General features: G+C 55.7%; 24 protein-coding genes. 15 read left to right on the top strand and 9 right to left on the bottom strand.

Annotated elements, in window-relative coordinates; genetic code table 11:
• Positions 1-3: 3 nt before the first annotated feature.
• Both ACORNT_RS01580 and ACORNT_RS01575 read left to right on the top strand, forming a co-directional pair.
• Complete coding sequence (locus tag ACORNT_RS01580; protein ID WP_321394410.1) at positions 4-1,389, top strand: tetratricopeptide repeat protein; 1,386 nt, start codon at positions 4-6, stop codon at positions 1,387-1,389.
• A 223-nt stretch (positions 1,390-1,612) separates the two neighbouring features.
• Positions 1,613-2,830: an EAL domain-containing protein gene (locus ACORNT_RS01575; RefSeq protein WP_321394408.1), complete on the top strand. Its 1,218-nt coding sequence runs from the start codon at positions 1,613-1,615 to the stop codon at positions 2,828-2,830.
• 59 nt (positions 2,831-2,889) lie between these two features.
• On the opposite strand, the gene ACORNT_RS01570 is transcribed toward ACORNT_RS01575, so the two are convergent.
• Entirely contained in the window at positions 2,890-3,918 is a 1,029-nt protein-coding gene (locus ACORNT_RS01570; RefSeq protein ID WP_321394405.1) for a protein phosphatase CheZ, read from the bottom strand.
• Entirely contained in the window at positions 3,918-4,304 is a 387-nt protein-coding gene (locus ACORNT_RS01565; RefSeq protein WP_321394403.1) for a response regulator, read from the bottom strand. The genes ACORNT_RS01570 and ACORNT_RS01565 overlap by 1 nt, the downstream gene beginning before the upstream one ends.
• Positions 4,305-4,523: 219 nt before the next feature.
• Between ACORNT_RS01565 and ACORNT_RS01560 the strand changes: the two genes are divergently transcribed.
• The 7 genes from ACORNT_RS01560 to ACORNT_RS01530 all read left to right on the top strand — a co-directional run bounded on the left by ACORNT_RS01560 (position 4,524) and on the right by ACORNT_RS01530 (position 12,635).
• A complete protein-coding gene (locus ACORNT_RS01560; protein WP_420717512.1) occupies positions 4,524-4,958 on the top strand; it encodes a MaoC family dehydratase in 435 nt (144 codons plus the stop codon).
• Between the two features lie 57 nt (positions 4,959-5,015).
• The gene (locus ACORNT_RS01555; RefSeq protein ID WP_321394398.1) at positions 5,016-5,993 is read left to right on the top strand and encodes a bifunctional riboflavin kinase/FAD synthetase; all 978 of its coding nucleotides are present in this window, start codon (positions 5,016-5,018) and stop codon (positions 5,991-5,993) included.
• Positions 5,994-6,114: 121 nt separating this feature from the next.
• Positions 6,115-9,072, top strand: a complete 2,958-nt coding sequence (locus ACORNT_RS01550; protein ID WP_321394394.1) for an isoleucine--tRNA ligase — start codon at positions 6,115-6,117, stop codon at positions 9,070-9,072.
• Entirely contained in the window at positions 9,072-9,566 is a 495-nt protein-coding gene (gene lspA, locus ACORNT_RS01545) for a signal peptidase II (RefSeq protein WP_321394392.1), read from the top strand. Before ACORNT_RS01550 ends, lspA begins: the two co-directional genes overlap by 1 nt.
• Positions 9,567-9,614: 48 nt before the next feature.
• Positions 9,615-9,827, top strand: a complete 213-nt coding sequence (locus ACORNT_RS01540) for a DUF3035 domain-containing protein (protein ID WP_321394389.1) — start codon at positions 9,615-9,617, stop codon at positions 9,825-9,827.
• 46 nt (positions 9,828-9,873) lie between these two features.
• Entirely contained in the window at positions 9,874-11,280 is a 1,407-nt protein-coding gene (locus ACORNT_RS01535; RefSeq protein ID WP_321394385.1) for a pitrilysin family protein, read from the top strand.
• On the top strand, positions 11,277-12,635 hold the full coding sequence (locus tag ACORNT_RS01530) for a pitrilysin family protein (RefSeq protein WP_321394382.1): 1,359 nt from the start codon (positions 11,277-11,279) through the stop codon (positions 12,633-12,635). Before ACORNT_RS01535 ends, ACORNT_RS01530 begins: the two co-directional genes overlap by 4 nt.
• 14 nt (positions 12,636-12,649) lie before the next feature.
• On the opposite strand, the gene ACORNT_RS01525 is transcribed toward ACORNT_RS01530, so the two are convergent.
• A complete protein-coding gene (locus ACORNT_RS01525) occupies positions 12,650-12,832 on the bottom strand; it encodes a hypothetical protein (RefSeq protein ID WP_321394379.1) in 183 nt (60 codons plus the stop codon).
• 196 nt (positions 12,833-13,028) lie between these two features.
• Between ACORNT_RS01525 and mutL the strand changes: the two genes are divergently transcribed.
• A complete protein-coding gene (gene mutL / locus ACORNT_RS01520; RefSeq protein ID WP_321394376.1) occupies positions 13,029-14,900 on the top strand; it encodes a DNA mismatch repair endonuclease MutL in 1,872 nt (623 codons plus the stop codon).
• Here the strand turns inward: mutL and ACORNT_RS01515 are convergent.
• From ACORNT_RS01515 to ACORNT_RS01505, 3 genes are read right to left on the bottom strand one after another with little or no spacing between them, the layout of a single operon-like run.
• Positions 14,897-15,088, bottom strand: a complete 192-nt coding sequence (locus tag ACORNT_RS01515; RefSeq protein ID WP_321394374.1) for a hypothetical protein — start codon at positions 15,086-15,088, stop codon at positions 14,897-14,899. The two genes, mutL and ACORNT_RS01515, sit on opposite strands and share 4 nt — an antisense overlap.
• Positions 15,089-15,131: 43 nt before the next feature.
• A complete protein-coding gene (gene rsmD, locus ACORNT_RS01510; protein WP_321394372.1) occupies positions 15,132-15,683 on the bottom strand; it encodes a 16S rRNA (guanine(966)-N(2))-methyltransferase RsmD in 552 nt (183 codons plus the stop codon).
• A complete protein-coding gene (locus ACORNT_RS01505) occupies positions 15,680-16,699 on the bottom strand; it encodes a pseudouridine synthase (RefSeq protein WP_321394369.1) in 1,020 nt (339 codons plus the stop codon). Before ACORNT_RS01505 ends, rsmD begins: the two co-directional genes overlap by 4 nt.
• A gap of 141 nt (positions 16,700-16,840) precedes the next feature.
• Between ACORNT_RS01505 and ACORNT_RS01500 the strand changes: the two genes are divergently transcribed.
• From ACORNT_RS01500 to ACORNT_RS01490, 3 genes are read left to right on the top strand one after another with little or no spacing between them, the layout of a single operon-like run.
• Complete coding sequence (locus tag ACORNT_RS01500; RefSeq protein ID WP_321394366.1) at positions 16,841-17,293, top strand: nucleoside deaminase; 453 nt, start codon at positions 16,841-16,843, stop codon at positions 17,291-17,293.
• 43 nt (positions 17,294-17,336) lie between these two features.
• A complete protein-coding gene (locus tag ACORNT_RS01495; RefSeq protein ID WP_321394363.1) occupies positions 17,337-18,647 on the top strand; it encodes a mechanosensitive ion channel family protein in 1,311 nt (436 codons plus the stop codon).
• 23 nt (positions 18,648-18,670) lie between these two features.
• A complete protein-coding gene (locus ACORNT_RS01490) occupies positions 18,671-19,762 on the top strand; it encodes a TonB family protein (protein ID WP_321394361.1) in 1,092 nt (363 codons plus the stop codon).
• Here the strand turns inward: ACORNT_RS01490 and ACORNT_RS01485 are convergent.
• From ACORNT_RS01485 to purD, 3 genes are all read right to left on the bottom strand, one after another.
• Positions 19,759-19,992: a hypothetical protein gene (locus tag ACORNT_RS01485; protein ID WP_321394359.1), complete on the bottom strand. Its 234-nt coding sequence runs from the start codon at positions 19,990-19,992 to the stop codon at positions 19,759-19,761. The genes ACORNT_RS01490 and ACORNT_RS01485 overlap by 4 nt on opposite strands.
• A gap of 11 nt (positions 19,993-20,003) precedes the next feature.
• Positions 20,004-21,161 (bottom strand): Na/Pi symporter, encoded by a 1,158-nt coding sequence (locus tag ACORNT_RS01480; RefSeq protein ID WP_321394357.1) that lies wholly within the window; start codon positions 21,159-21,161, stop codon positions 20,004-20,006.
• 106 nt (positions 21,162-21,267) lie between these two features.
• Positions 21,268-22,545 carry a phosphoribosylamine--glycine ligase gene (gene purD / locus ACORNT_RS01475; protein ID WP_321394353.1) on the bottom strand — a complete coding sequence of 426 codons (1,278 nt, stop codon included), beginning with the start codon at positions 22,543-22,545 and terminating at the stop codon, positions 21,268-21,270.
• Positions 22,546-22,622: 77 nt separating this feature from the next.
• On the opposite strand from purD, the gene xseA reads away from it, so the two are divergent.
• Together xseA and ACORNT_RS01465 are read left to right on the top strand one after the other, a co-directional pair.
• On the top strand, positions 22,623-24,068 hold the full coding sequence (gene xseA, locus ACORNT_RS01470; RefSeq protein WP_321394350.1) for an exodeoxyribonuclease VII large subunit: 1,446 nt from the start codon (positions 22,623-22,625) through the stop codon (positions 24,066-24,068).
• Positions 24,068-24,868 (top strand): M23 family metallopeptidase, encoded by an 801-nt coding sequence (locus ACORNT_RS01465; protein WP_321394347.1) that lies wholly within the window; start codon positions 24,068-24,070, stop codon positions 24,866-24,868. The genes xseA and ACORNT_RS01465 overlap by 1 nt, the downstream gene beginning before the upstream one ends.
• Positions 24,869-24,871 lie beyond the last annotated feature (3 nt).

Here is a 24,871-nt window from a genome sequence, read left to right as displayed (position 1 = left end):
GTAATGACATCGATGAGTAAATTTACGAAAACCCTTTTCTCCGCTTCTGCACTGTCTGCTGCTTTGTTGGTGGCACCGGTAACGGTTGCACTGACAGGTCAGGCGGTCGCCGCTGAAGAGGAAAGCAAATACGCCAACCGCAAAACCCGCAAAACGCCTGCCATGGGCCTGAAGGTGGGGAATGCTCTTGGGGAAGCCCAGGCTTTTGCAGAGGCGGAAAACTGGGCGGAAGCCTCGCGGGTTCTTGAGGAGGAGCTGGGTTCAAAGCTGGACAAGCTGAACAGCTATGAGCGTGCTCAATATTATAACTTTAAGGGTTATCTGGCCTACAGCAAGGAAGATTATAAAGGTGCCATTGCGGCCTATAATAATGTTCTGAAGCAGGAAAACCTGCCGCCGGCGCTGGAAGATAATGTGACCTACACCATGGCGCAGTTGTATTTCGTCATGGAACAGTATCAGACATCCATTGATTACATGAACAAATGGATGGAATATCAGGAAACACCGAGCGAGAATGCCCTGGTTATTCTCGGACAGGCCTATTATTCCCTGGGCGACCAGAAGAATGATGTGTCCTATTATCGTAAAGGGATTCCCTACATTGAGCGGGCCATCAAACTTTACGAGGAAAAAGGCAAGGAACCGAAGGAAAACTGGTATCTCCTGTTGCGGGTCATGTATTTCGAACTCAAGGAATACCGGACCGTTACCGATATCGTTGAACTTCTGGTCACCAAATGGCCGAAAAAGGAATATTGGGTTCAGCTTGCCGGCATGTATGGCGAACTGACCAATGAAAAAGGCATGACCGAAAAGCAGAAGAGGGAACTGGAGCAGAAGCAGCTTACGGTTTATGAAACTGCCTATCGTCAGGGCTTCCTGATCAAGGAATCCGAGCTGGTCAATTTGTCCCAGTTGTTCCTGTACCATGAAATTCCCTATAAATCCTCCAAGGTGCTGGACAGGGCAATGAAAGAGGGAAAGGTAGAGAAGAATGAAAAGAACTGGGAATATCTGTCTCAGGCTTTCATTAACGGACAGGACTACCAAAAAGCGCTGATGCCTTTGCGGAAAGCTGCCGAAATGGCAAAAGACGGAGATCTTTACATGCGTCTCGGTCAGGTCTACATGCAGCTGGATGATTATGAAAATGCGGCCAAATATATCGGTCTTGCCATTGATAAAGGCAAGCTGAGGCGCGAAGATACTGCACATGTGGTTCGCGGTATGGCTTATTTCAATCTTGGGAAACTTGACGACGCTCGCAAAGAGTTTCAGTCGGCCCGGAAATTCGATCGCAGCCGGAAGATGGCTGACAAGTGGATTTCCTACCTGTCCAAGGAAGCCAAACGGCTTGCAGACATCAAGGAATTCCTCGGCGGTTAATCCCGGTGCAGAAGATGATTTTGAGGAAGGGCGGTTTCAACCGCCCTTTTTCTTTGCCCGGGACAGAAGTGTTTCTGTTTGTCTGTTGCAGAAAACTTGATCCCGGAATGCATCTCATCTATCGTAGCCGGATTGTTTTACCGCGATGACAAAGACAGAGGGGGTGGTAATCCGCTGTACTGTGCAAATTGCGGACACGCACCAACGGGTTATGGGACTGTAGATGAATATTCTGACACATATTCTGATTTTGGCGAGCTATGCGGTAGTGGCTGTTCTTGTCTATCTTGTCAGTCCCGAGATCTTTCCAAAACTGACCCCGGTCACGCCGCTGGTGATTGCGGCCGTGGTCTTTCTTGCCAGCATGCAGGTTCATGCTCTGTATATTTTCCGGATGAGCCGACAGGATATGGCCAACAGGCTTATGGACCTGCATCAGGACTATCAGATGAGCCTCGATCGTCTGGATGAAATGAGGCAGGAACTGCAGAAACATGACGAGCAGCTGAACAGGTCGAACAACAGCCAGAACGCCGAAATTATATCCGAAATGCGGGTCCTGCAGACCCTTTTGAATCAGGTTGTCGAGAAATCCGGCAAGCGGCTTGCCGACCGGGTCGGCAGTGACGATCTTGCCCGCCACATATCCTCCAGTTCTTTTGGACAGGCCGGGGTGAATAAGGAAAGCAAGGACCGGAGCGACGAGGAAATTCTGCGCATCATGCATTATGCCCTGGAAGACAACCGGGTTGATTTGTATTTGCAGCCAATTGTCGCTCTTCCGTCCCGCCGGGTGGTCTATTTCGAGGCCTATTCCCGGGTTCGAGATGAAGGGGACAATGTGATTTTCCCCAGCCAGTATATCCAGCTGGCCGAAGACAGCGGCCTGGTCGGGACTCTGGATAATCTGCTTCTGTTCCGTTGTATCCAGGTGATCCGTCGTCTGGGGCCGCGCAAACCGGATCTCAGGTTTTTCTGCAACATTTCCTCGGTCTCGCTTAATGACCAGGAGTTTTTTCCGCAGTTCATTGATTTTATGCTGGAAAACCAAGAGCTTGCCGATCGTCTGGTCTTTGAGTTTTCGCAGCAGGATGTGATGCGTCATTCGGCGGCCGTGGGGCGCAGCCTGGCCAATCTGGGTCGCCGTGGCTTCCGTTTTTCCATGGACAAGGTGATTGACCACAATATTGACCTTGCGGATCTGGCGTCCCGTTATTTCCGTTATGTGAAACTTGACGCCCGGGCGCTTGTCGATCAGCAGGTGGACATCCATCCCGATGATATCAAGGAAGCCTTTGCCCGTTATGATATCGACCTGATTGTTGAAAAGATCGAGGACGAGGAAACCATTCTTGAAATCCTCGATTTTGGTATGGATTTCGGACAGGGCTTCCTGTTCGGCGAGCCGCGCCTCAGCAGCGATCCGTCCCTCAATCTCTGAGGCACAAACAGAAACTGCCGGCGCGATGACCGGCAGGTCTTAATTTTTTTCTTTAATGATCACCCGAACAGGGCGTCGATATCTTCCTGGGAAGTCTTGCCGGAGTCCTTGGCGTCAAGGGCGGCCTCGGGATCTTCCTCATAGGTCTTCTTGGCGAAAACCCTGGGTTGCTTCTTTGCCACCACCGGTGAGGCAGGTTCCGGTTCCGGGGCTGCTGCAGCGGCGGGAGCGTCTTCTGCAAACAGGGCGTCAATATCGTCTGCATCCAGTTCCTTGGGGGGGGCCTCCGCCTCCGGGGCGGGGGTTTCAACTGCCGCCGGTTCTTCGACCTCTGCCGGACCGTCTTGGGCAAACAGGGCGTCAATGTCATCTGCGTTCAGGTCTTCCTGGGCCGCGGCCGGTTCCTCGGCAGGTGCATCTTCGGCAATTTCATTGGAGGCGTCAGCTTCCCCATTGAGAAGGGCATCAATTTCTGTCTGGTCTATGCCTTCACCTTCCAGGGCAGGGCCATTGAGAAGTGCTTTTTCTTCGTCAATTTCCTCGGCCGGCTGGGCGGCTTTGGCCAGTTCGTCATCCTGAAGGCCAAGAATATTGATCAGGCGGTCAACCCGGTCTTCCACATATTCAAGGGTACGGACAACCTTGCTGATTCTCTGGCCGGTAATATCCTGGAAGGAACAGGCTTCGAAAATCTGCATGACTGCTTCATGTACGGTTGCCTGGAAGACTTCCGGATCATCAGTATCTGCAGACATGATCTGTTCCGCTGATTCCATGATCGTATTTGTGGCGCTCTCGGTCTGCTGAACGATGGCCGCCAGTTCCTGCCCGGCCCGCGGAATCTGCGCGCTGTCGGCATGTTCCGGCGACAGGGAAGCAATTTCCGCCTTGGCGTCATTGATATAGTCAGCCAGAGACTGACATTCCTGATAAAGGGTCAGGTCAATGGAGCGGAAATAGCTCTCGGTAGACCGCATGAGGACTTCAGTCAGCGCAGCCACATCCGGCAGGGAAACAGGAGTGTGGTCGCCCTGCCGAAGTTTATCGACAAGCGGACTGATATGGTCAGGCAGCAGACCCGAACCCATCAGAAGTCTCCGAGAACAGTAACCAGTTTCTGTTTCAGGGTCGCTGCATTGAACGGTTTGACGATATAATTGTTCACGCCGGCTTTTTTGGCCGCGATCACGTTATCTGTCTTTGATTCAGCAGTAACCATGATGAAGGGCACAGCCTTCAGCATTTCATCGGCACGTACTTCTTTCAGAAGTTCATATCCGGTCATCGGTTCCATATTCCAGTCGGAAATGACCAGACCATAGTTCTTGGACCGCATTTTGTTCAGGGCTTCTGAACCGTCGCTGGCTTCATCCACATTCTGGAAGCCCAGCTGTTTCAACAGGTTCCTGATAATACGCAACATGGTCTTATAATCATCCACGATCAGGATAGGCATTGACATTTCTACAGCCATTATATTCCCCGCTCCTCAAGCTAACAGGTTGGAAATCTTTACTACATGCAATATCCGGTCATTCCGGACACTTACCCGATACAACCTATCCACAGGGACTAAAAAAAGGGTTAATAGAACAGGGGGCTTTTGTTTTTTTTTACATTAGTATATGGTGCGCTGCAAAAAATAAGACCGCCTATCAAGTATATATATTAGTTTTTTCTTGTTTTTAGGGAGTTGCCTGTGTCAGGTTTTGTGAAGTATTTTGTCGAGGATCTGGCCCCGGGCCAGACCGCCTATCTGAAAAAAACCGTTTCCGAGAAAGATATAACATGTTTTGCTGAGGTGACAGGTGATGCGAATCCCCTTCATCTGGACGAAGAATATGCTGCCACCACCATGTTTAAAGGTCGCATTGCCCACGGCATGCTGACCGCCGGCATCATTTCAGCTGTGCTGGGCACGGAACTGCCCGGACCGGGCGCCATCTATATGTCCCAGAACCTGAAGTTCAGGGCGCCGGTCAGAATTGGCGATACGGTTACGGCCCGGGTGACGGTGGAAGACGTTATTATGGAAAAAAAGCGTGTAAAACTGCATTGCGTGTGTACAGTTGATGACGATGTTGTTATGGAAGGGGATGCGTTGATGATGGTCCCCGCCAGAGGATGATGAAGGCATAAAATGTTCAGCCCGGCCAGCTGATCTGTAGGATATGTGAAATCGCGAATGAAAATATTCAGGCATTATGACGATATACCGGATATCTGCAAAGGTTCTGTCATTGCCCTGGGCAACTTCGACGGCTTTCACCGGGGACACCAGATTGTCATTGCCGAGGCCGGCCGTATCGCCCGTGAAATGAATGCCACCCTGTCGGTGCTGACCGTCGAGCCGCATCCGCGCACCTTTTTCAATCCGGGCCAGGAAGATTTTCGCCTGACCTCCTTCCGCACCAAGGCCCATCTCCTGGAAGCCTTCGGCGTCGATCAGCTGTTCACTCTTCCGTTTGATGCCGAGCTGTCCAGAATGCCGGCTCAGGACTTTGTTCTCGATATCATCTGTGACAAAATTGGCGCCCTGCATGTGGTGACCGGCTATGACTACCGGTTTGGCGCAGGCCGCGGCGGCGGCACGGATGTGCTGGCGTGGCTCAGCGAGATGGAACAATTCGGCCTGACGATTGTGGAGAAGGTGATGGAAGGCGATCATATCTATTCCTCGACCAATATTCGCGAAAGCCTGCGAATGGGGCGGGTGCGCGAGGTGGCGGACCGGCTTGGCCACTGGTGGTGCGTGGAAGGCCATGTGATCCAGGGCGACCAGCGGGGCCGGACCATCGGCTTTCCGACCGCCAATATTTCCATGGACGGGTATCTGAAGCCGCTGGCCGGGGTCTATGCGGTTCGGGTCCTCATTGAAGGGGGAGAGGTCTGGCAGGGGGTCGCCAATGTGGGGCGTCGTCCGACCTTTGACAAAAAGGATGTGCTGCTGGAGGTGCATCTATTCGATTTCGACGATCATATTTATGACCATCCGGTGAAGGTGGCGTTTGTGGATTTTATCCGCGAAGAGAAAAAATTTGATGGTCTGGAAGCGCTGAAAGCGCAGATTGAACTGGACTGCCGAACTGCGCGGGAGCTGCTTGAAAAACCGGAAAACAGGCAGGATTATATCCCGATGCCGCGCCTTGATGACTATCTGTAGGATTTAATCGCCCGAATCATGCCGTCCACGCGAAAAAGGCTCGACACCGGGCGACAACCCTTGCTACAAAGTGACGTTTTTCGGCCCGCATCCTAAGCCCTGAAAATAAGAAAAGACGGACATGACCAAAGATTATCGCACAAGCATCTTTCTGCCCAAAACAGATTTCCCCATGAAGGGCAATCTGCCGAACCGGGAACCCGACTGGCTCGCCCGCTGGACGGAAAATGATATTCCCGGCCGCCTGCGCCAGGAAAGCGAGGGCCGGGAGAAATTTATCCTTCATGACGGCCCGCCCTATGCCAACGGCGATATTCATATCGGTCATGCGCTGAACAAGGTCCTCAAGGATGTGATTGTGCGCTCCCGCCAGATGTCCGGCTTTGATGCGGTTTACGTGCCGGGCTGGGACTGTCACGGCCTGCCCATCGAATGGAAGATTGAGGAGAAATACCGCAAGAAAAAGAAATCCAAGGACGAGGTGCCTTTGAGCGAATTCCGTCAGGAATGCCGCGACTTTGCTGCCCACTGGATTGACGTGCAGCGGGAACAGTTCAAACGGCTCGGTATTTTCGGCGACTGGGACAATCCCTATCTGACCATGAATTTCGCCTCCGAAGCCAAGATCGAGGAAGAACTGCTCAAGTTCCTGATGAACGGCGGCCTGTACCGCGGCGCCAAGCCGGTCATGTGGTCGGTGGTTGAAAAAACCGCCCTCGCGGAAGCAGAAGTGGAATATCAGGATGTGGTCTCGACCCAGATCGACGTGGCCTTTGAAATCACCGACAGCCCGATCAAGGAACTGGTCGGCGCCCATGCGGTGATCTGGACCACAACCCCCTGGACCATTCCGGTCAACCAGGCGCTGGCTTACGGGCCTAAGGTTGAGTATGAACTGGTGGAGTTTTTTGCCAGTAACAACAGTGAAAAGGAACCAACCTTTCTTGATGATCCTGAACTTTCCTACCTAGGTAACTGCAGCGGAACTACGAAACGCTTCCTGATTGCTTCGGCGCTCAAGGAGGAGTTTGGGAAACGGCTTTCACGCTACGCAGAATCAAGACATCCAGGGATCGGCCTGAGTATCGGTCCTGTCACCGTCGATGGGGGCTTTTTGATTAAAGGGTCTGACCTCGCCGGTACAATCGCCCGTCATCCCATGCATCATCTCGGCGGCTTTTACGCCACGCCGCGTCCGTTCCTGTCCGGCGATTTTGTCACCACCGACGCCGGTACCGGCCTGGTGCATATGTCACCGGACCACGGTGAAGATGACTTTGCCCTGTGCAAGGAAAATGGCCTTGATCCGGTCTTTGCGGTCAATGACGATGGTACCTACCGGGACAACTGGCTGTGGCTTGGCGGCCAGGGCAATGTGATCAACAAAAAATTTGTCGCGTCCGACGGCCCGATCTGTAACGATCTGCGCGAGACCGGACAGCTTCTGGCGGCCAGTGACGATTTCAAACACTCTTACCCGCACAGCTGGCGTTCCAAGGCCAAGGTGATCTTCCGCTGTACGCCGCAGTGGTTCATCAGCATGGACACCAACGACCTGCGCAAGACGGCGCTCGGCGAAATTGAAAAAGTGAAATGGTTTCCGCAGACCGGCCAGAACCGCATCCGCTCCATGGTCGAGGGACGGCCCGACTGGGTGATCTCCCGCCAGCGCGCCTGGGGCGTGCCGATCAGCCTGTTTGTGCGTAAATCCGACGGGGAGCTGCTCAGGGACGAAAAGGTCAACCAGCGAATCATTGACGCCATGAAGGCGGAAGGGGCAGATGCCTGGTTCTCCAGCGACGCCAGCCGTTTCCTCGGCAACGACTATAATCCGGACGACTATGAACAGGTCATGGATATCCTCGATGTGTGGTTCGATTCAGGCTCCACCCACAGCTTCGTGCTGGAGGACCGGCCCGACCTGCAGAGCCCGGCCGATCTTTATCTCGAGGGCACCGACCAGCATCGCGGCTGGTTCCAGTCGTCTCTGCTGGAAAGCTGCGGCACCCGCGGACGCGCGCCCTACAAGGCGGTGCTGACCCACGGCTTTACCCTGGATGAAAAGGGACTGAAAATGTCCAAGTCCCTGGGCAACGGCATCGATCCGCAGAAGGTGGTCAATCAATATGGCGCCGACATCATCCGTCTGTGGGTGACCTCAACCGACTATTTCAACGATCACCGGATCGGCGACAATATCATCAAGGGCCAGGTCGAAGCCTACCGCAAGATCCGCAACACTTTGCGCTTCCTGCTCGGCAACCTGGACGGTTTCAGTGACGAGGAACGCCTGGATGTGGCAGAAATGCCGGAACTGGAACGCTGGGTCCTGCATCGCCTCAGCGAACTGGACGTGCTGATCAAGGACTGCATCGAAAATTACAATTTCCACCGCATGTATAATGCGCTCTATAATTTCTGCATTGTCGACCTCTCTGCCTTCTATTTCGATATCCGCAAGGATGCGCTCTATTGCGATGGGCTGATGACATCGCGACGCCGGGCGTCACGGACGGTGCTGGATGCGATTTTCCATTGCCTGACCCGTTGGATGGCGCCGATTCTGGCCTTTACCGCCGAGGAAGTCTGGCAGGCGCGTTATCCCGACGACAAGGACAGCGTGCATCTGCAGCAGTTCTATGATGTGCCGGCTGACTGGCGCGACGAGGCCCTGGCCGCAAAATGGTCAAAGGTCCGCACGCTGCGCCGGGTCGTTACCGGGGCGCTGGAAGTGGAACGCCGGGAAAAACGTATCGGCTCCAGCCTGCAGGCCGGGGTCAAGGTCTATGTCGGCGACAGCGGTTATGTGGAGGCCCTCAAGGGTATTGACCTGGCCGAGATCAGTATCACCTCTGCGGCGAGCCTTGCACAGGGAGACGCACCTGAAGGGGCTTTTACCCTCGAGGATGTGGCCGATGTGGCGGTGGTGCCGGAATTGTCCGATGGCCATAAATGCGAACGCTGCTGGCAGGTTCTGCCGGAAGTGGGCACCGTTGACGGCCATGAAGACATTTGCGGACGCTGTGCCGAGGCGGTGGACGCCTCAGGCATCGAGATTCCGGAAAAAGAAGAAGCCTGATGTTCACCCGCGGCCTGATACTGGCAGCACTGGTTTTCCTGGTGGATCGCCTCAGTAAATGGTGGTTCATGGATGTCTATGAGCTGGCAAAGAAGGGCGTTGTCGAAATATTGCCCATATTCAATGTTGTTATGGTCTGGAATCGCGGCGTCAGCTTCAGCCTGTTTTCGGCCGAGACTGAAACAGGACGCTGGATTCTGGTGATAATGACCTGTGTGATTGTCGCTGTACTGGCCTTTTGGCTCAGATCCGTGCAGGCTCGTCTCACAATGGTGGCAATAGGGCTTGTCATTGGCGGCGCAATAGGTAACATTTACGATCGTATTGTTTTCGGTGCTGTGGCGGACTTTTTCCAGTTTCATTTGGGCGACTGGTCCTTTGCGGTGTTTAATGTGGCAGACTGCTTTATTTCCCTTGGCGCGGCATTGCTGGTCTGGGAGGCCTTTTTCGGCAGCAGTTCCGAAAAGAAAAGTGAAAAACAACTGTCACCCTGACTGGCGGATAGTGATTTGGCAGAGAGTGATTTGAAAGGGAATATTTTGGTGATCAGACATGTGATGTTAATCGGGGCGGCAGCGATGACCATGGCGGTTTCCGCCTGTGGCGGCAAGAATGCCCCGGATGAGTTTATGGTGCTTAAAAATCCGTCTTTGTCGGTGCCGCCGGAATATCACCTGCGTCCGCCGGGGGATGATAATGTCGCCGATACATACACGCCTGAGGAACTTGCCCGCCAGGCGCTGTTCGGCGAATAATCCTGACGCTCTCCTGTAGCTCGGCAACCCCCTTCGGGAGACTATCATGACCGGATTTCCCCTCACACTTAAATCATTGACACACAAGGCGGCCATTGCTGTGGCCGTTTTGACTGTTCTTCTGGTTGCCGCCACGGCGCGGTCGGAGGAGCCAATCGTTGACAGTTTCATGCTGGAGAACGGCATGAAGGTGGTGGTCATCCCCGATCATCGCGCCCCCATCGTCACCCATATGGTCTGGTATAATGTGGGTGCAGCTGACGATCCGAAGGGTCATTCCGGTCTGGCCCATTTCCTCGAACATATGCTGTTCAAGCGGACAAAAAAACTGGCCGAAGGCGAATATTCCCGCATCGTCGCCCGTAACGGCGGCCGTCACAATGCCTTTACTTCCGCCGATTACACCGGCTATTACCAGACTGTAGCCGTTGACCGGCTGCCGCTGATGATGGAACTGGAAGCGGACCGGATGGTCAATCTGGTGCTGGATGAGCAGGATGTTTTGTCCGAGCGGGATGTGGTTCTTGAGGAACGCAGTATGCGGATTGACAGCCAGCCTATGGCCTTGCTTCGGGAACAGATGGCGGCAAGTTTATTCACTGTCCATCCTTACGGCATTCCCATTGCCGGCTGGCGCAGTGAGCTCGAGAATCTGAGCCTGAAGGATGTGCGGGATTTTTACGACAAATATTATAATCCGGCCAATGCCATTCTTGTGGTGGCAGGGGATGTGACGACGGACCATATCCGTACCCTGGCGAATAAATATTACCAACCCCTCAAGGGCACTCCGCTTCCCAAACGGGTGCGATCGGCTGAACCGGAACAAACCGAAGCCAAACGTGTCGATTACCGGGATGAACGGGTCCAGCAACCGACCTGGCTGCGCAGCTATCATGCGCCCAGCTACAGCGCCGGGGAAAAACAATATGCCCCGGCCCTTGATGTGCTGTCGGAAATTCTGGGCTCCGGTGTGACCAGTCGCCTGTATCAGAAACTTGTGGTCGAACAGCGGGTCGCGGTGGCGGCCGGCAGCCAGTATAGTTCCACTTCCTATGATCCGGACACCTTCCTCTTTTATGCCATTCCGCGCCCCGGCCTTGCCGCCACGCCGGAAGAATCGCTTGATATACTTGAGAAGGCCACCGATGCCGTGATTGCAGAGATGCTGGAAAAGGGCATTACCGACGAGGAACTGAGCCGGGTGAAAAACGGCCTGGTGGCGGAAATGATTTATGCCCGGGACAGTAACAGCACCATGGCGCAGATTTTCGGTCAGGCGCTGACCACCGGCAGTTCCATCGAGGACGTGCTCAACTGGCCGGATGATATCCGGGCAGTGACCACAGAAGACGTGCTGGAAGCCGCCCGATATGTGCTTGATCAAAGGAAGTCGGTTACAGGACGCCTGTTGCCACAGGCAGCGCCTGCTGAAGCGGGAGAGGTGAAATGAAACTGAGATCCCTGCTTGTTGTCCTGAGCTTTGTTCTTGTCCTGCCGACCGGCCGGGCGCTGGCCGCCATGGACATCCAGAAGGTCATCAGCCCGCTCGGCATTGAGGCCTGGCTGGTGGAAAACCATACCATTCCCCTGGTCAGTATGCGCTTTGCCTTCCAGGGCGGGGAAGTGAAGGATCCGGCCCACAAGGCGGGATTGTCCGCCATGGTGTCCGGTCTGCTTGATGAAGGGGCCGGCGACCTGGATTCCAGGGCCTTCCAGACGCGGCTTGAGGAAAAGGCCATCAAACTGGGATTTTCCTCTGACCGGGACCGTTTCAGCGGTTATCTGAAAACACTCACCGAAAACCGCGACGAGGCCTTTGACCTGTTGTCGCTTGCCATGAATGAACCAAGATTCGATCAGGAAGCCATCGATCGTATCCGGCAACAGCTGATCACTATCCTGCTGCGCCAGAAGGAAGACCCGGGTAGTATCGCTTCTGAAATATTTCGTGAGAAAACCTTCCCGGACCATCCCTATGGCAACAGTCCTATCGGTAGCGAGGAAACTCTGAATGCCCTGAACCGTGACGACCTGCTGACCTATATGGAAGAGCGGCTGACCAAAGACCGGCTGGTGATCAGCGTGGTCGGTGACGTCACCGCAGATGAACTGGGCGAGCTTCTGGATCATGCCTTTGGTGATCTGGTCGATGAAGCCATCGACGCCCGGATAACAGACGCAAAACCGAAAATGCCGGCGGGTCTTTACCTGCAGGAACATCCCGGTCACCAGTCCAAGATCCTGTTCGGCCATGCCGGAATCAAACGTCTGGACCCGGACTGGTATGCGGCCTATGTGATGAATTATGTTCTGGGCGGCGGCGGCCTGACGTCACGTCTGGCGGAAGTGGTGCGGGAGGAAAACGGCCTCGCCTATACAATAGGCACCGGTTTTCAGCCCATGGAGTACAGCGGCCTGTTCACCGGCAGCATGGGTACGCAGAACGCCAGGGCGGCGGAAGCCATTACCCTGACCCGCGAGGAAATTCGCCGGGTCCGTGACGAAGGAATAAGTGAGGAAGAATTGCAGGATGCCAAGACCTACCTGACCGGTTCCTATGCGCTGAATTTCGGGACAAGTGACGCCATCGCCGGTCAGATGCTCGGCGCCCAGATTTTGGGCTTTGAGCCGGTCTATTTTGAGCGACGAAATGAATATATCAACGAGGTGACCCAGGAGCAGATCAGCCGAGTGGCAAAGCGCCTGTTACAGCCGGACAGTCTGTTCTGGGTTGTGGTCGGAAGCCCGGCCGCGCTGGACAGCCTGGATATTCCCCTTATGGGAGATGCGGTGAAAGCGGAGTAACCAACAGCCGCTGCTCAGAATCCTGGCCGGCTCTGGTTGCTTCCGGATTTGCTATCGACAAGAAGCTTGACCTCTACTGCAAGCAGCAGAAGACTGCCTACGGCGAGAATAATCTGATGTTTGTCCGCAATGCCTAGTAGCGCGGCGGAAAGACCGCCAAGTCCCAGACCGAAAATAAGGCCATGTATAAGTTTCATGTGTTTTCCCCGGCAATGATCGTTGATGCGTTCTCTGTTATCTGTGGTTTGCCCTGACCACATTAAGGACGCTATAGAAAGATTATGTCCTCAGCATGTCAGCAATGTGAAAAGATTGGGCTATTTTGTGGCAAAGAGACTTGTTAAGATGCCTTCACAAGGGATCAAAAAGAAAATTAACCGGAGATCGAGTTAAGTGAAAATCCGTCGCCTTTCCGAAAGCACCATCAACCGTATTGCCGCCGGTGAAGTCATCGAGCGGCCGGCCAGCGCCGTCAAGGAACTGGTGGAAAATGCCATCGATGCCGGGGCGCGCAATATCGATGTGGTGATGGTCCGGGGCGGCCGGGATCTAATTTCGGTCAGCGATGACGGCTGCGGCATGGACCGGGAGGAACTGGCGCTGGCGGTGGAGCGTCATGCCACCAGCAAGCTGCGCGAGGACGACCTTACTCACATCACCACCATGGGCTTTCGCGGTGAGGCGCTGCCGTCCATTGCCTCCGTCGCCCGCTTTGCCATGTCAAGCCGCCCGCAAGGCAGTGATGAAGGCTGGAAGATCGAAATAGAGGGTGGCAAAAAAACCACCCTGCAGCCGGCGGCGCTTAATCCCGGTACCCGGGTCGAAGTGCGGGACCTGTTTTTCGCAACCCCGGCACGGCTTAAATTTCTAAAGACCGAACGCACCGAATATTCATATGCCCTTGATGTGATGAAGCGGCTGGCCATGGCGCATCCGGATGTGGCCTTTTCCCTGAGCGACGGGGAGCGGAAAAGCTTTCAGGTTTCTGCGGCCCAGGGGGAGCTTCTGGACAGCCGCCTTCGACGCCTGTCAGCGATTCTGGGGCATGAATTTGCCGATAATTCGCTGTCCATCGAGGTGGAGCGGGACGAGTTGCGCCTGACCGGTTTTGCGGGATTGCCCACCTTCAACCGGGGCAATGCCCAGCATCAGTTTTTGTTCGTCAATGGCCGGCCGGTGAAGGACAAGCTTCTGACCGGAGCCGTGCGCGGCGCCTATATGGACTATCTGGCCCGGGATCGCCATCCGGTTCTTGCCCTGTTCCTTGAGGTGCCGCCGGAGGTGGTTGATGTCAACGTGCATCCGGCCAAGGCTGAAGTGCGATTCCAGGACAGCGGTCTTGTCCGCGGACTGATCGTCGGCAGCCTCAGGCGGGCTCTGGCCGACGCCGGGCATCGTTCTTCCAGTACGGTGGCGGATCAGGCGCTGGGCGCCATGCGGCCGGAACTGTCCGAATCGTCTCTTCCGCAATATAAAGGTCAGTATCAGGGTAATTATAGCCGTTATCGCACTGTGCCGTCTTATCCGTCCGGATTTGCCGACCGCGGCACGGAGTTTCAGAGGCCGCTGACGTCGGGACGCCAGCTTGGGCTCGGCGAGCAGGGGGAAGAGGCTTTTGCCCCGCCCATGGGCCGCCACGAGCCGGAACAGGCGCAGGAAGCGGCTGGCCGCCCTGACCTGACAACATATCCCCTTGGCGCCGCCCGGGGGCAACTGCACGAGACCTATATCATCGCCCAGACGGAAAACGGGATCGTGCTGGTCGATCAGCATGCGGCCCACGAGCGGCTGGTCTATGAGCGCATGAAAAACAATATGGCGGAGACCGGCATCCCCCGCCAGACCTTGCTGCTGCCGGAAGTGGTGGAGCTGGATCAGGGCGCCGCGGAGAGACTGGCCGCCCGCAGCGAAGAACTGGCAGAGCTTGGCCTGGTGCTGGAAGCTTTCGGCGAGGGCGCCGTTGTGGTGCGGGAAGCGCCCGCCCTGCTCGGCGATACAAACATCAAGGGGCTGGTGCGGGACCTGGCCGACGAGCTTGCCGAACTGGACGAGACCTTGTCCCTGAAGGAACGACTGGAGGAGGTTTGTTCGACCATGGCCTGTCACGGCAGTGTGCGGGCCGGCCGGCGGCTGACGACCGATGAAATGAACGCCCTGCTCAGGGAAATGGAGGCCACGCCCCATTCCGGTCAGTGTAATCACGGGCGGCCGACCTATGTGGAACTCAAGCTTTCCGATGTGGAAAAGCTGTTCGGTCGTCGTTAGCTCTCATCGGCAAAGGCGGCTTCGACCTCCGGGATCGCCCTTTCCAGAAGTTCCACCACGGATATCATGTCGCTTTTGCGAGCTTCCTCGAGCAGGAATTTCAGGCAGTCTATGGTATCGATCCGGTCTCGCTGGACCATGTCCAGATAGTCTGCCAGGTCAAAAGGGGAATCATCCGGTTCCATCATGGAGATAATATACAACTATTAGTTGTATAAAATAAACAAATTTCTAGTTATTAAATTTGAGGATGGTGATTTTGCTGTCGCCGTAGGTTCTTGAGGATATTTCTTCCAGCTCAGGCGGGAAGTCCGGATCTTCGTCGTGGGCGCATTCGGCAACCACCAGGCAGTCGTCGGCAAGGGCGCTTTTGTTCAGAAGATTATCGATGGTCGGCCGAATCAGGCCCTTGTGATAAGGCGGGTCAAGAAAGACAAGACCAAAGGGGACGTCTGGTGCGGGCAGGCGCAGGGCATCTATGCCGAGGCAGCGGCACTGCTCCTCTGCCTTGAGAAGCCGGATATTTTCCCTGACTAGGGCGAGGGACCGCTTGTCACTGTCCGCAAAGATCACACGCTCCGCCCCGCGGGACAGGGCCTCCAGACCCAGGGCGCCGGTGCCGGCAAAGGCATCGAGCACATGAAGTCCTTCGAAATCCAGACCGATGCTGTTTTGCAGAAGATTGAACAATGTTTCCCGCATGCGGTCCGTGGTCGGGCGGATGTGACTGGACGGGGGCGTGTTGAGCCGACGGCCCCGGTATTTCCCCGCAATCAGTCTCATTTTTTCCGTACAGGTCCGGTGGCGGCTGGTTTGCGCTGGGCTCCGCGGCTCTGTTTCTCGGTAGCTCTTTTTGCGGTTTTACGGTCGATTCTCTTCGTCAGGGAAGCGTCCTCTGCCGCTTTCTGGCGCTGTTTGCTGTCCCGGCGGGGGTTCGCCCGGCCACCTGCTTTGGGTTTTGCCTTGGCCCAGCCTGTCTTTTGTTTCGGTTTTGCGGCCGGTTTTTTCTCTTCCGCTACTTCCATGCCCCGGGCTTCAAAGAAGGGACGGCACAGCTGGTGCAGGGCGTCCTTGTCGACCTCGACAACAGCGCCGCGCTGCAGTTTGCCCAGGTCAAAGGGACCATAGCTCAGGCGGATCAGGCGGGTGACCTGCAGGCCGACAAATTCCAGCAGCTTGCGGACTTCGCGGTTTTTTCCCTCGCGGATGCCGACGGTCAGCCAGACATTGGATTTTTCCTGTTCACCCAGCTCGATCTCCACTTCCCGGTAAACCACGCCGTCGATGGTCACACCTTCGCGGACCTGTTCCAGGCGTCGCTTGCTGATCCGGCCGTGCGCCCGGACCTTGTAGGTCCTGAGCCAGCCGGTGTCCGGCAGTTCCATCCAGCGGCTCAGTTCGCCGTCGTTGGTCAGCAGGATCAGTCCTTCCGTATTGAGGTCGAGCCGGCCGACGGAAATCACCCGCGGCAGATTGGCGGGCAGGGCCTCGAAAATGGTCGGGCGCCCCTCCGGGTCATGATAGCTTGTCACCCGTCCCGCAGGCTTGTGATAAAGCCACAGACGGGCAGGTTCCGGCGCCTTCACTTTCATGCCGTCGACGGTGATGCCCTCGGTCGAGGTGATCAGGGTGGCCGGTGTGGTGATGACATGGCCGTTCTGTTTGACCATGCCGGCTTCGATCATCCGCTCCACGGCCCGGCGCGAGCCGACACCGGCCCGGGCCAGAAGTTTGGCGATGCGTTCCCCCCGAGGTTCATTTTGACTTTGGGGGGTATCTTCAGTTTTTTCTTCGGTCATATCCGTTTTCCATAAACAAGCGCGCACCATAGGCTTATTGCGGGAAAAATCAATGTAATCCTTTGGGTAATCCTTTGGGCCATCCTTCGTATCAGACTGTTTGATCTTGACCTTTATAGCATGAAAACGCACTCTGCCCCCATGATGATGTCATCTCATATGGAACGTGCGCTGGCCCTTGCCGCCAAAGCCGCCGATCTTGGCGAAGTGCCGGTCGGCGCGGTGATCGTGCATGGTCCCACCGACCGGGTCCTGGCGGAAACCCATAACCGGGTGCTGCTGGACAAGGATCCGTCCGCCCATGCGGAACTGCTGGCCATCCGTCATGCCTGCCGGGTGCTGGACAGTGAACGGCTGGTGGACTGCGACCTGTATGTGACGCTGGAGCCCTGCCCCATGTGCGCCCAGGCGATCAGCTTTGCCCGTATCCGCCGTTTATATTACGGGGCGTCTGACCCCAAGGGCGGCGGAGTCGATCATGGCCCGCGGATTTTTTCCTCCTCAAGCTGTCATCACCGGCCGGAAGTCTACGGCGGACCGGGCGAAGAGCAGGCGGCGGCATTGCTCCGTGAGTTCTTCCGCACCCGGCGCTGAATTCCCTTTTTGCTTTTTCGGGGAAAGCGGGTAAACTCGTGAAATGGAAGAGATAATTGCCAGAAGCCGGGATCTCGCCCGGCAGTTGATAGAGTGGGTACAGGGGGATGTCCTGACCTTCGAAAGCCTTGCGCAGCTGGCGACTGTTTTTGTCATGTTGCTGATCAGCTCCGGCATTGTTTTTTGGCTTAAGCCGCTGGTCAAAAAGCTCTGGGGTGAAACAAATACCTTCAAGAGACTGGAGGAACTGTACCTCAACCCACTTTATTTGCCGGTCATCTGGCTGATTTTCCTGCAGGTCGCCCAGACCATCATGCAGGCCCAGGAAACGCCGACGACAGTGATGCGGGTGTTCATCAGCCTGCTTTCCGCCTGGATCCTGATCCGGCTGGCCACAAACCTGATCAAGACCCGGGAAATCGCCCGGCTTGTGCGGATTTTTGTCTGGCTGCTGGTGGCGCTCAATATTGTCGGCTGGCTCGACCCGGCCATGGATATGCTGGACCAGACCCGCTTTTCCCTTGGTGAGGCGGAAATCAGTGTGCTTGGGTTCATCATCGGCGTACTGACCCTGATGGTGCTGGTCTGGATCGGCAACCTGCTGGCTAACCTGATGGAAAACTGGCTCAGGAAAGTGCCCACCGTGACGCCGTCCGCCCGGGTGCTGCTGGGCAAGGTCTCGCGTATCCTGCTGGTCACGTTCGCATTCCTGATTGCCCTGTCCAGTGTGGGGATTGACCTCACCGCGCTGGCGGTCTTTGGCGGCGCCATCGGTGTGGGTCTTGGTTTCGGCCTGCAGAAGGTGGTGTCCAACTTTATCTCCGGCGTGATTCTGCTCCTGGACCGGTCGATTAAACCGGGTGACGTGATCGAGGTTTCCGGCACCTACGGCCGCATCGACAAGCTGGCGGCCCGTTATACCTCGGTGATTTCCCGCGACGGGCGTGAACATCTGGTGCCGAACGAGGACATGATCACCCAGCCGGTGATCAACTGGACCTATACCAACAAGGAAGTGCGCCGTCATCTGCCGGTGGGAATTTCCTATAGTTCCGATGTAGACCGGGCCATCGAGATCCTGCTGGAGGCAGCCGATGAAACGCCGCGGGTGCTGAAGGCCCCGGCGCCGCGGGTGCTGATCAAGGGATTCGGCGACAGTTCCATCGACCTGGAACTTCGCGCCTGGATCGCCGACAGCGAACATGGGGTGACCAATGTGGCGAGCGAAGTCTATTACCTGATCTGGAAGAAATTCCAGCAGGACGACACAGTTGAAATGCCGTTCCCGCAGCGGGATGTGCATATTGTCTCGGATGTTCGTATGAAGGACATGAAGGACCGGCTGGAGAACTAAATTTTAGAATTATCGGGGGACATATGGGGTTTTGGTTAAGATTATTTGTGGTGGTTTTTACCGTTTTCCTGTCTGGTAATGCTTTTGCGAATGAGAGAGGCAAGACAACAGAATTTTCGGCTGTAATGCAGAAGTTCAATAAGGAATATAAAGCTCGGAATTACAACGCTGCCCTTGAATATGCTGAAAGAGCATACGTTTTGAGCAGGGAGTTATTCCGGCAGGGGCACTTTTTCAGGTTCATGGCCACTTCACAATATGGTCAGACATTGGAAAAACTTGGAAATCCTGAATATCTGGAAATCAATGAAGAAGCGCTAGGCAGCCTTGGGAATAATTTCGCGCCTGATAGTCCGGCCCTTTTTGAAATCTATTACAGTCAGGCACTGGGATACGCCAAAAGAGCTGAGAGCGAAAAGGCGATTTTCTATCTTTCTAAAGTTGAGGATATATACAAAACCCACCATGTAGAGAACAGGCTTTTAATGGCAGCCATTTTAAAAGTTCAAGCTGCTCTGAATACGGCCGAAGGCAGTTTTGAGGACGCCGAAGAAAAATACCAGCAGATATATGAAATTTCTATAGAGGTATTTGGAGAAGATGATTCAAAAACCTATGTGCCTTATTTAGATATCGGTAAGCTATATCTGGCCAGAAAGAAATATTCAGAAGCATTGTTTTATTTCACGCGCGCGCACGAAGTATTTACTAAAAATTTGCCGGAAAGGGATACGCGCCTACAAAACAGTCACGCATTTTTAGTTCAAACATATGAATTGCTCGGTCAGCGGGAAAAAGCAACAGAGCATTGTATTGCGATAGCAAAAGCGAATCCATCTGAAAAAGTGGATACTTTTAAACCAATATTTTGGAGCGAGCCTGATTACCCCCAAGAACTTGTACATGAAGGTGAAGAAGGGAGTGTTGTATTTAGTTTCACCATAGATGAAGCCGGTATGGTCAGGGACATCGAAATGGTTGAAGGAAGCAAAGCTTTTGAAAAAGCAGCCCGTGAGGCTGTTGAACGCTTTCGTTACGCCCCTGCTATCCAAGATGGCAAACCGGTCGCCACCCATGATGTAAAACATAAGATAACATTTGAGCTGGAAAACTAGGATTTATCCTTCTTCATCTCCTGAAACAGGGTGGTGAGGAAGGTTTTCAGGTTGCCCATGCGGTGCTCAGCTTCGTCCATATGTTCCTCCAGATGCTCGACTTCTTCATGCTGGGAACGCAGTTCCCGCTCCTCGAGCTCTTCCTTCATCAGCTCAAGCATTTCTTCGGTATCGGAGATCAGCTTTTTCAGCTTTTTATTGGAGAGTTGTGAAAGGTCTTTTTCTGCCATTTCTTGTTTCCTCAACTAAATGCCCTGTAAAGAAGAACCATCAGTCCGGGGGCGACGAAAAACACCCCGAGCAGGTAGACTATGGCATAAATTTTATTCTCTGTGGAGACCCTGGCAAGCCACATGGCGCCGGCCATGGGCAACTGCCGGAGCGGCTTGATGCCGTAAATCAAAAGTACAGCGGCGATATTAAAACATAGATGCACCATCGCCACCTGCAGGGCCAGGACTGCGGTTGGTCCACTGACGCCCGTAGCCGCCAGAAGGGCGGTGATGGTGGTGCCGATGTTGGCGCCAAGGGTGAAGGGATAAATCTGTTTCAGCCGGAACACGCCGCTGCCGGCCAGCGGCACCATCAGGCTCGTGGTCGTGGAGGACGACTGCACCAGCACCGTGACAATGGCGCCGGAGGTAATGCCGCTGATCGGGCCCTTGCCGATGGCGCCGTGCATGATTCTTTTCGCCCGTCCCACCATCAGTTTTTTCAGCAACCGGCCGATCCAGGTGATGGCGATGAAAATCAGCGCCACGCCAAAGATAATCAGGATGATGCTGCCGGCGTCGGCCGAGATCAGATGGGCGATATCCTTGAATTCATTGATCACTGGTTTTGTGGCCGGCTTGACGAAATTGAGGCCCTTGACGCTCATACTTTCGCCGCCGACCAGATGGGAGGACAGCCAGCCGCCGACCTTGCCCAAAATCCCGAACATGATTTCCAGCGGCAGGAAGATGATCACGGCCATGACATTGAAGAAATCATGCACCGTAGCGGCGGCAAAGGCGCGGCGGAATTCCTTCTTTTTGCGCACATGGCCAAGGCTGACAATGGTATTGGTGATGGTGGTGCCGATATTGGCGCCCATGATCATGGGAATGGCGGTTTCCACCGGCAGGCCGCCGGCGACAAGGCCGACAATGATCGAGGTAACGGTTGAGGAAGACTGGATCATGGCGGTGGCGATCACCCCGATGATCAGGCCCATGAAGGGATTGGTGGCAAAAGCGAAAAGCTCTTCCGCATGGCCCTTGGTGGCCCCCTTGAAGCCGGAGCCGATCATACCGACCGCACAGATCAGCAGATAGACCAGAAAAGCGACAAAACACCATTGAAGGATCGTCTGCCAAAGCTGTTTATTGTGGTCCCCCGCTGCCGTTATATCGGTCATGCCATCCCCTCGGATAAGAATCATCTAAATTGGGCGGCATGATTCCACGGTCGTCACATTAATGCAATAAAAGTGTCACAATTAATGGGGGGTAAATTTTCGTATGTCAGGATTGTTCCCGCTCAATGGCGCGCCAGCCGATGTCCCGGCGGCAGAAGCCGTTGTCCCAGTCGATTTTATCGAGGGCGGTATAGGCTTTTTTCTGCGCCTCGGTGATGCTTTCGCCCCGGGCGGTCACATTCAGCACCCGTCCGCCGGTGGCGAGGATTTTGCCGTCCTGTTTTTTGGTGCCGGCATGGAAGATGACCACATCCTTGTCGGATCCGGCGGCGGCAAGGTTTTTGATCTCGGTGTTTTTCTCGTAACTGCCGGGATAGCCTTTGGCCGCCATGACCACGGTCAGGGCCTTGTCGTCATGCCAGTCGAGGCTTTCCTGGTCCAGGGTGCCGCTGGCGGTTGCCATCAGGGCCGGGACAATGTCCGACTTCAGGCGCATCATCAGCACCTGGCATTCGGGATCGCCGAAGCGCACGTTATATTCGATCAGTTCCGGGCCCTTGTCGGTGATCATCAGGCCGGCATAGAGCACGCCGGTAAAGGGATGGCCTTCTTCCTTCATACCGCGCACGGTCGGCAGGATGATCTCGTTGATGGTCCGTTCCATCAGGTCGCCGGTCATCACCGGGGCCGGGCTGTAGGCGCCCATGCCCCCGGTATTGGGGCCGGTATCGCCGTCGCCGACCCGCTTGTGGTCCTGGGCGGTGGCCAGCGGCAGGATATTTTCCCCGTCGGTCAGGACAAAGAAGCTGGCTTCTTCGCCGTCGAGGAATTCCTCGACCACAAGTTCCGCACCCGCATCGCCGAACTGACCACCGAAAATATCATCCACAGCCTGCTGGGCTTCCTCGACTGTGGTGGCGATGATGACGCCTTTGCCGGCGGCAAGGCCGTCAGCCTTGACCACAATCGGCGCGCCCTTGTCTGCAATGAAGGCCTTGGCCGGTGCAGCTTCGGTAAAGCGGCCGTAGGCGGCGGTGGGAATATTATATTTGGCGCACAGGTCCTTGGTAAAACCTTTGGAGCCTTCCAGCCGGGCGGCGTCGGCGGTGGGGCCGAAGGCCGGGATTTCGGCAATCTGCAGGCTGTCCACCAGGCCTTCCACCAGCGGGGCCTCCGGGCCGACGACCACGAAATCCACGTCATTTTCATCGCAGAAGGTGATCACCGCGCCATGGTCGGACAGATCCAGTGTCACCGGTTCGGAAATATCGTCCATGCCGCCGTTGCCCGGGGCGGTGAAGATTTTTTCCACCAGCGGGGACTGGGCGATTTTCCAAGTCAGCGCATGTTCGCGGCCGCCGGAACCGATGATCAGAATATTCATGCAGATTAATCCTGTTAAAAAAAATTTCCCTCTTGTACCATAAGCGAAACGAGATTCAAGTAGAGCCCGTCGAACAGATGTCAGATTATCCCTATTCCTCCGAACAACAGTCCAGCAACGCCCCCGAATATTCGGTGACGGAACTGAGCCTGTCCCTGAAACGCTATGTGGAGGAAAATTTCGGCTATGTGCGGGTGCGCGGTGAAATCAGCGGTTTCAAGCAGGCCGCCTCCGGTCATGTCTATCTGGCGCTGAAAGATGAAAAATCGGTTCTCGATGGCGTCATGTGGAAAGGGACCGCCGGCAGGCTCAATTTCCGGCCTGAAGACGGGCTTGAAGTTATCTGTACCGGCAAGCTCACGACCTATCCCGGACGGTCCAAATACCAGATTGTTATTGAGCGCATGGAACCGGCCGGGGCCGGGGCGCTGATGGCGCTGCTGGAGGAGAGGAAAAAGAAACTGGCGGCCGAGGGTCTGTTTGACCCTGCGCGAAAGAAACCGATCCCCTATCTGCCCGAAGTCATTGGCGTGGTGACGTCCCCCACCGGGGCGGTGATCAGAGATATCCTGCACCGGCTTCATGACCGTTTTCCGCGCCGGGTGCTGGTGTGGCCGGTTCTGGTCCAGGGGGAAGGGGCCGCTGATCAGATCACCGAGGCGATTGAAGGGTTTAACAACATGCCGGTGGGCGGTGACCTGCCGCGCCCCGATGTGCTGATTGTGGCGCGCGGCGGCGGCAGTCTCGAGGATCTCTGGAGTTTCAATGAAGAACGCGTGGTGCGGGCGGCGGCGGCAAGCGAAATCCCGCTGATCAGCGCCGTCGGGCATGAGACGGACACCACCCTGATCGATTATGCCTCGGACCGGCGGGCGCCGACACCGACGGCCGCGGCCGAAATGGCGGTGCCGGTGCGGGCCGATCTGGTCTATACAGTGGAAGACCTGGCAGCCCGGCAGAACCGGGCGACTCAGCGCCTGCTTGCCGAACGTCGCCAGCGGGTCGAGGGTCTGGGCCGCGGGCTGCCGAAACCCCAGGATCTTCTGTCTCTCAGTCAGCAGAGATTTGATGATATGGCGGAACGGCTGCCCCGGGCGTTGAAAAACCTGAGTGAGCGGCAGAAGTTGCGTCTGACCACGGTCGGCCAGAGACTGAGGTCTGAGGTTCTGGTCCGGGATATCCGGCGGCAGACAGAAAGAATTGGGGAGCTGGGGGCACGGCTCGACCGGGCAGCCCAAAGGCAGCTGGATCAGCACAGGCGCGCCCTGGACAGCTCCACCCGTTTGTTTGACAGCCTCAATTACAAGCGGGTGCTGGATCGCGGCTATGCGGTGATCCGGGATGCGGCGGGTAAAGCGGTGACCCTGGCCGGTGATATCCGCCCGGGGGACGGTCTGGATATTGAGTTCCGGGATGGTCATGTGACAGCCCGGGCGGAAGCTGGCGGAGCGCCACCGGCGCCGAAAAAGCCCAAAAAAGCCACAAAGCCGGCAGATGATGGCCGTCAGGAGAGTTTGTTCTGATGAAACGTCTGTTATTCTTTATTCTTCTGGTCTTCCCGCTTATGGCACTGGCTGACGACTTCCGGGTGCCGGAGCAGCTTGTCCAGGGTGGTTTTTATGTGGGCAAGGCGCCTGAGGGGGGCGAAGTCTGGTTCAAGGGCCGTCAGCTCCGCACGACACCTGCCGGTTATTTCCCTTTTGGCCTCAACTGGAAGGAAGAAAAACAAGTCACCTTCCGGCTGGTCAATGGAGACGGCAGCGAAAAAGAATATGCGGTTGCGGTGCAGGCGCAGAAATATGATACGTCTGTCGTTGACGGCCTACCGCCGAAAATGGTGACGCCGCCGCCGGAGGTTCAGGAACGTATTCGCCAGGATGCCCTGAAGGTCAACGCGGCCCGCAAGTCGGACAGCGACCTCAGTGATTTCGGCAAGCCCATGGTCTGGCCGGTCAAGGGACGCATTTCCGGACATTTCGGCAATCACCGCATATTGAACGGCAAACCGCGCAGCCCGCATACGGGTATGGATATTGCCGCGCCGGAAGGCACGCCGGTGGTGGCGCCCTGGGGCGGCAGGGTGACGCTGGTGGCGGATCTCTATTATACCGGCAATACGGTGATCATTGATCACGGCTATGGGGTCAGTACCGTCTATTGCCACTTGTCTTCTGTTGCGGTCGAGGAGGGGCAGGAAATCGGGCAGGGGGCGGACCTGGGCAAGGTTGGCATGACCGGCCGGGCTACCGGGCCGCATCTGCACTGGGGTCTCAACTGGTACGGCGAACGGTTGAATCCGGAGCTTTCGCTGCCGGCATCCTGACGG

The sequence above is a fragment of the Emcibacter sp. genome, assembly GCF_963675455.1.
Lineage (GTDB): Bacteria > Pseudomonadota > Alphaproteobacteria > Sphingomonadales > Emcibacteraceae > Emcibacter.
The sequence above is the reverse complement of the archived record's forward strand: the minus strand, read 5'-3'. Positions and strand labels throughout refer to the sequence as shown.

Bases quoted from the DNA above. Each gene is read 5' to 3' on its own strand.
- ACORNT_RS01580 (WP_321394410.1), top strand. From the start codon at position 4: ATGACATCGATGAGTAAATTTACGAAAACCCTTTTCTCCGCTTCTGCA.
- ACORNT_RS01575 (WP_321394408.1), top strand. From the start codon at position 1,613: ATGAATATTCTGACACATATTCTGATTTTGGCGAGCTATGCGGTAGTG.
- ACORNT_RS01570 (WP_321394405.1), bottom strand. From the start codon at position 3,918: ATGGGTTCGGGTCTGCTGCCTGACCATATCAGTCCGCTTGTCGATAAA.
- ACORNT_RS01565 (WP_321394403.1), bottom strand. From the start codon at position 4,304: ATGGCTGTAGAAATGTCAATGCCTATCCTGATCGTGGATGATTATAAG.
- ACORNT_RS01555 (WP_321394398.1), top strand. From the start codon at position 5,016: ATGAAAATATTCAGGCATTATGACGATATACCGGATATCTGCAAAGGT.
- ACORNT_RS01550 (WP_321394394.1), top strand. From the start codon at position 6,115: ATGACCAAAGATTATCGCACAAGCATCTTTCTGCCCAAAACAGATTTC.
- lspA (WP_321394392.1), top strand. From the start codon at position 9,072: ATGTTCACCCGCGGCCTGATACTGGCAGCACTGGTTTTCCTGGTGGAT.
- ACORNT_RS01535 (WP_321394385.1), top strand. From the start codon at position 9,874: ATGACCGGATTTCCCCTCACACTTAAATCATTGACACACAAGGCGGCC.
- ACORNT_RS01530 (WP_321394382.1), top strand. From the start codon at position 11,277: ATGAAACTGAGATCCCTGCTTGTTGTCCTGAGCTTTGTTCTTGTCCTG.
- ACORNT_RS01525 (WP_321394379.1), bottom strand. From the start codon at position 12,832: ATGAAACTTATACATGGCCTTATTTTCGGTCTGGGACTTGGCGGTCTT.
- ACORNT_RS01515 (WP_321394374.1), bottom strand. From the start codon at position 15,088: ATGATGGAACCGGATGATTCCCCTTTTGACCTGGCAGACTATCTGGAC.
- rsmD (WP_321394372.1), bottom strand. From the start codon at position 15,683: ATGAGACTGATTGCGGGGAAATACCGGGGCCGTCGGCTCAACACGCCC.
- ACORNT_RS01505 (WP_321394369.1), bottom strand. From the start codon at position 16,699: ATGACCGAAGAAAAAACTGAAGATACCCCCCAAAGTCAAAATGAACCT.
- ACORNT_RS01500 (WP_321394366.1), top strand. From the start codon at position 16,841: ATGATGATGTCATCTCATATGGAACGTGCGCTGGCCCTTGCCGCCAAA.
- ACORNT_RS01495 (WP_321394363.1), top strand. From the start codon at position 17,337: ATGGAAGAGATAATTGCCAGAAGCCGGGATCTCGCCCGGCAGTTGATA.
- ACORNT_RS01490 (WP_321394361.1), top strand. From the start codon at position 18,671: ATGGGGTTTTGGTTAAGATTATTTGTGGTGGTTTTTACCGTTTTCCTG.
- ACORNT_RS01485 (WP_321394359.1), bottom strand. From the start codon at position 19,992: ATGGCAGAAAAAGACCTTTCACAACTCTCCAATAAAAAGCTGAAAAAG.
- ACORNT_RS01480 (WP_321394357.1), bottom strand. From the start codon at position 21,161: ATGACCGATATAACGGCAGCGGGGGACCACAATAAACAGCTTTGGCAG.
- purD (WP_321394353.1), bottom strand. From the start codon at position 22,545: ATGAATATTCTGATCATCGGTTCCGGCGGCCGCGAACATGCGCTGACT.
- xseA (WP_321394350.1), top strand. From the start codon at position 22,623: ATGTCAGATTATCCCTATTCCTCCGAACAACAGTCCAGCAACGCCCCC.
- ACORNT_RS01465 (WP_321394347.1), top strand. From the start codon at position 24,068: ATGAAACGTCTGTTATTCTTTATTCTTCTGGTCTTCCCGCTTATGGCA.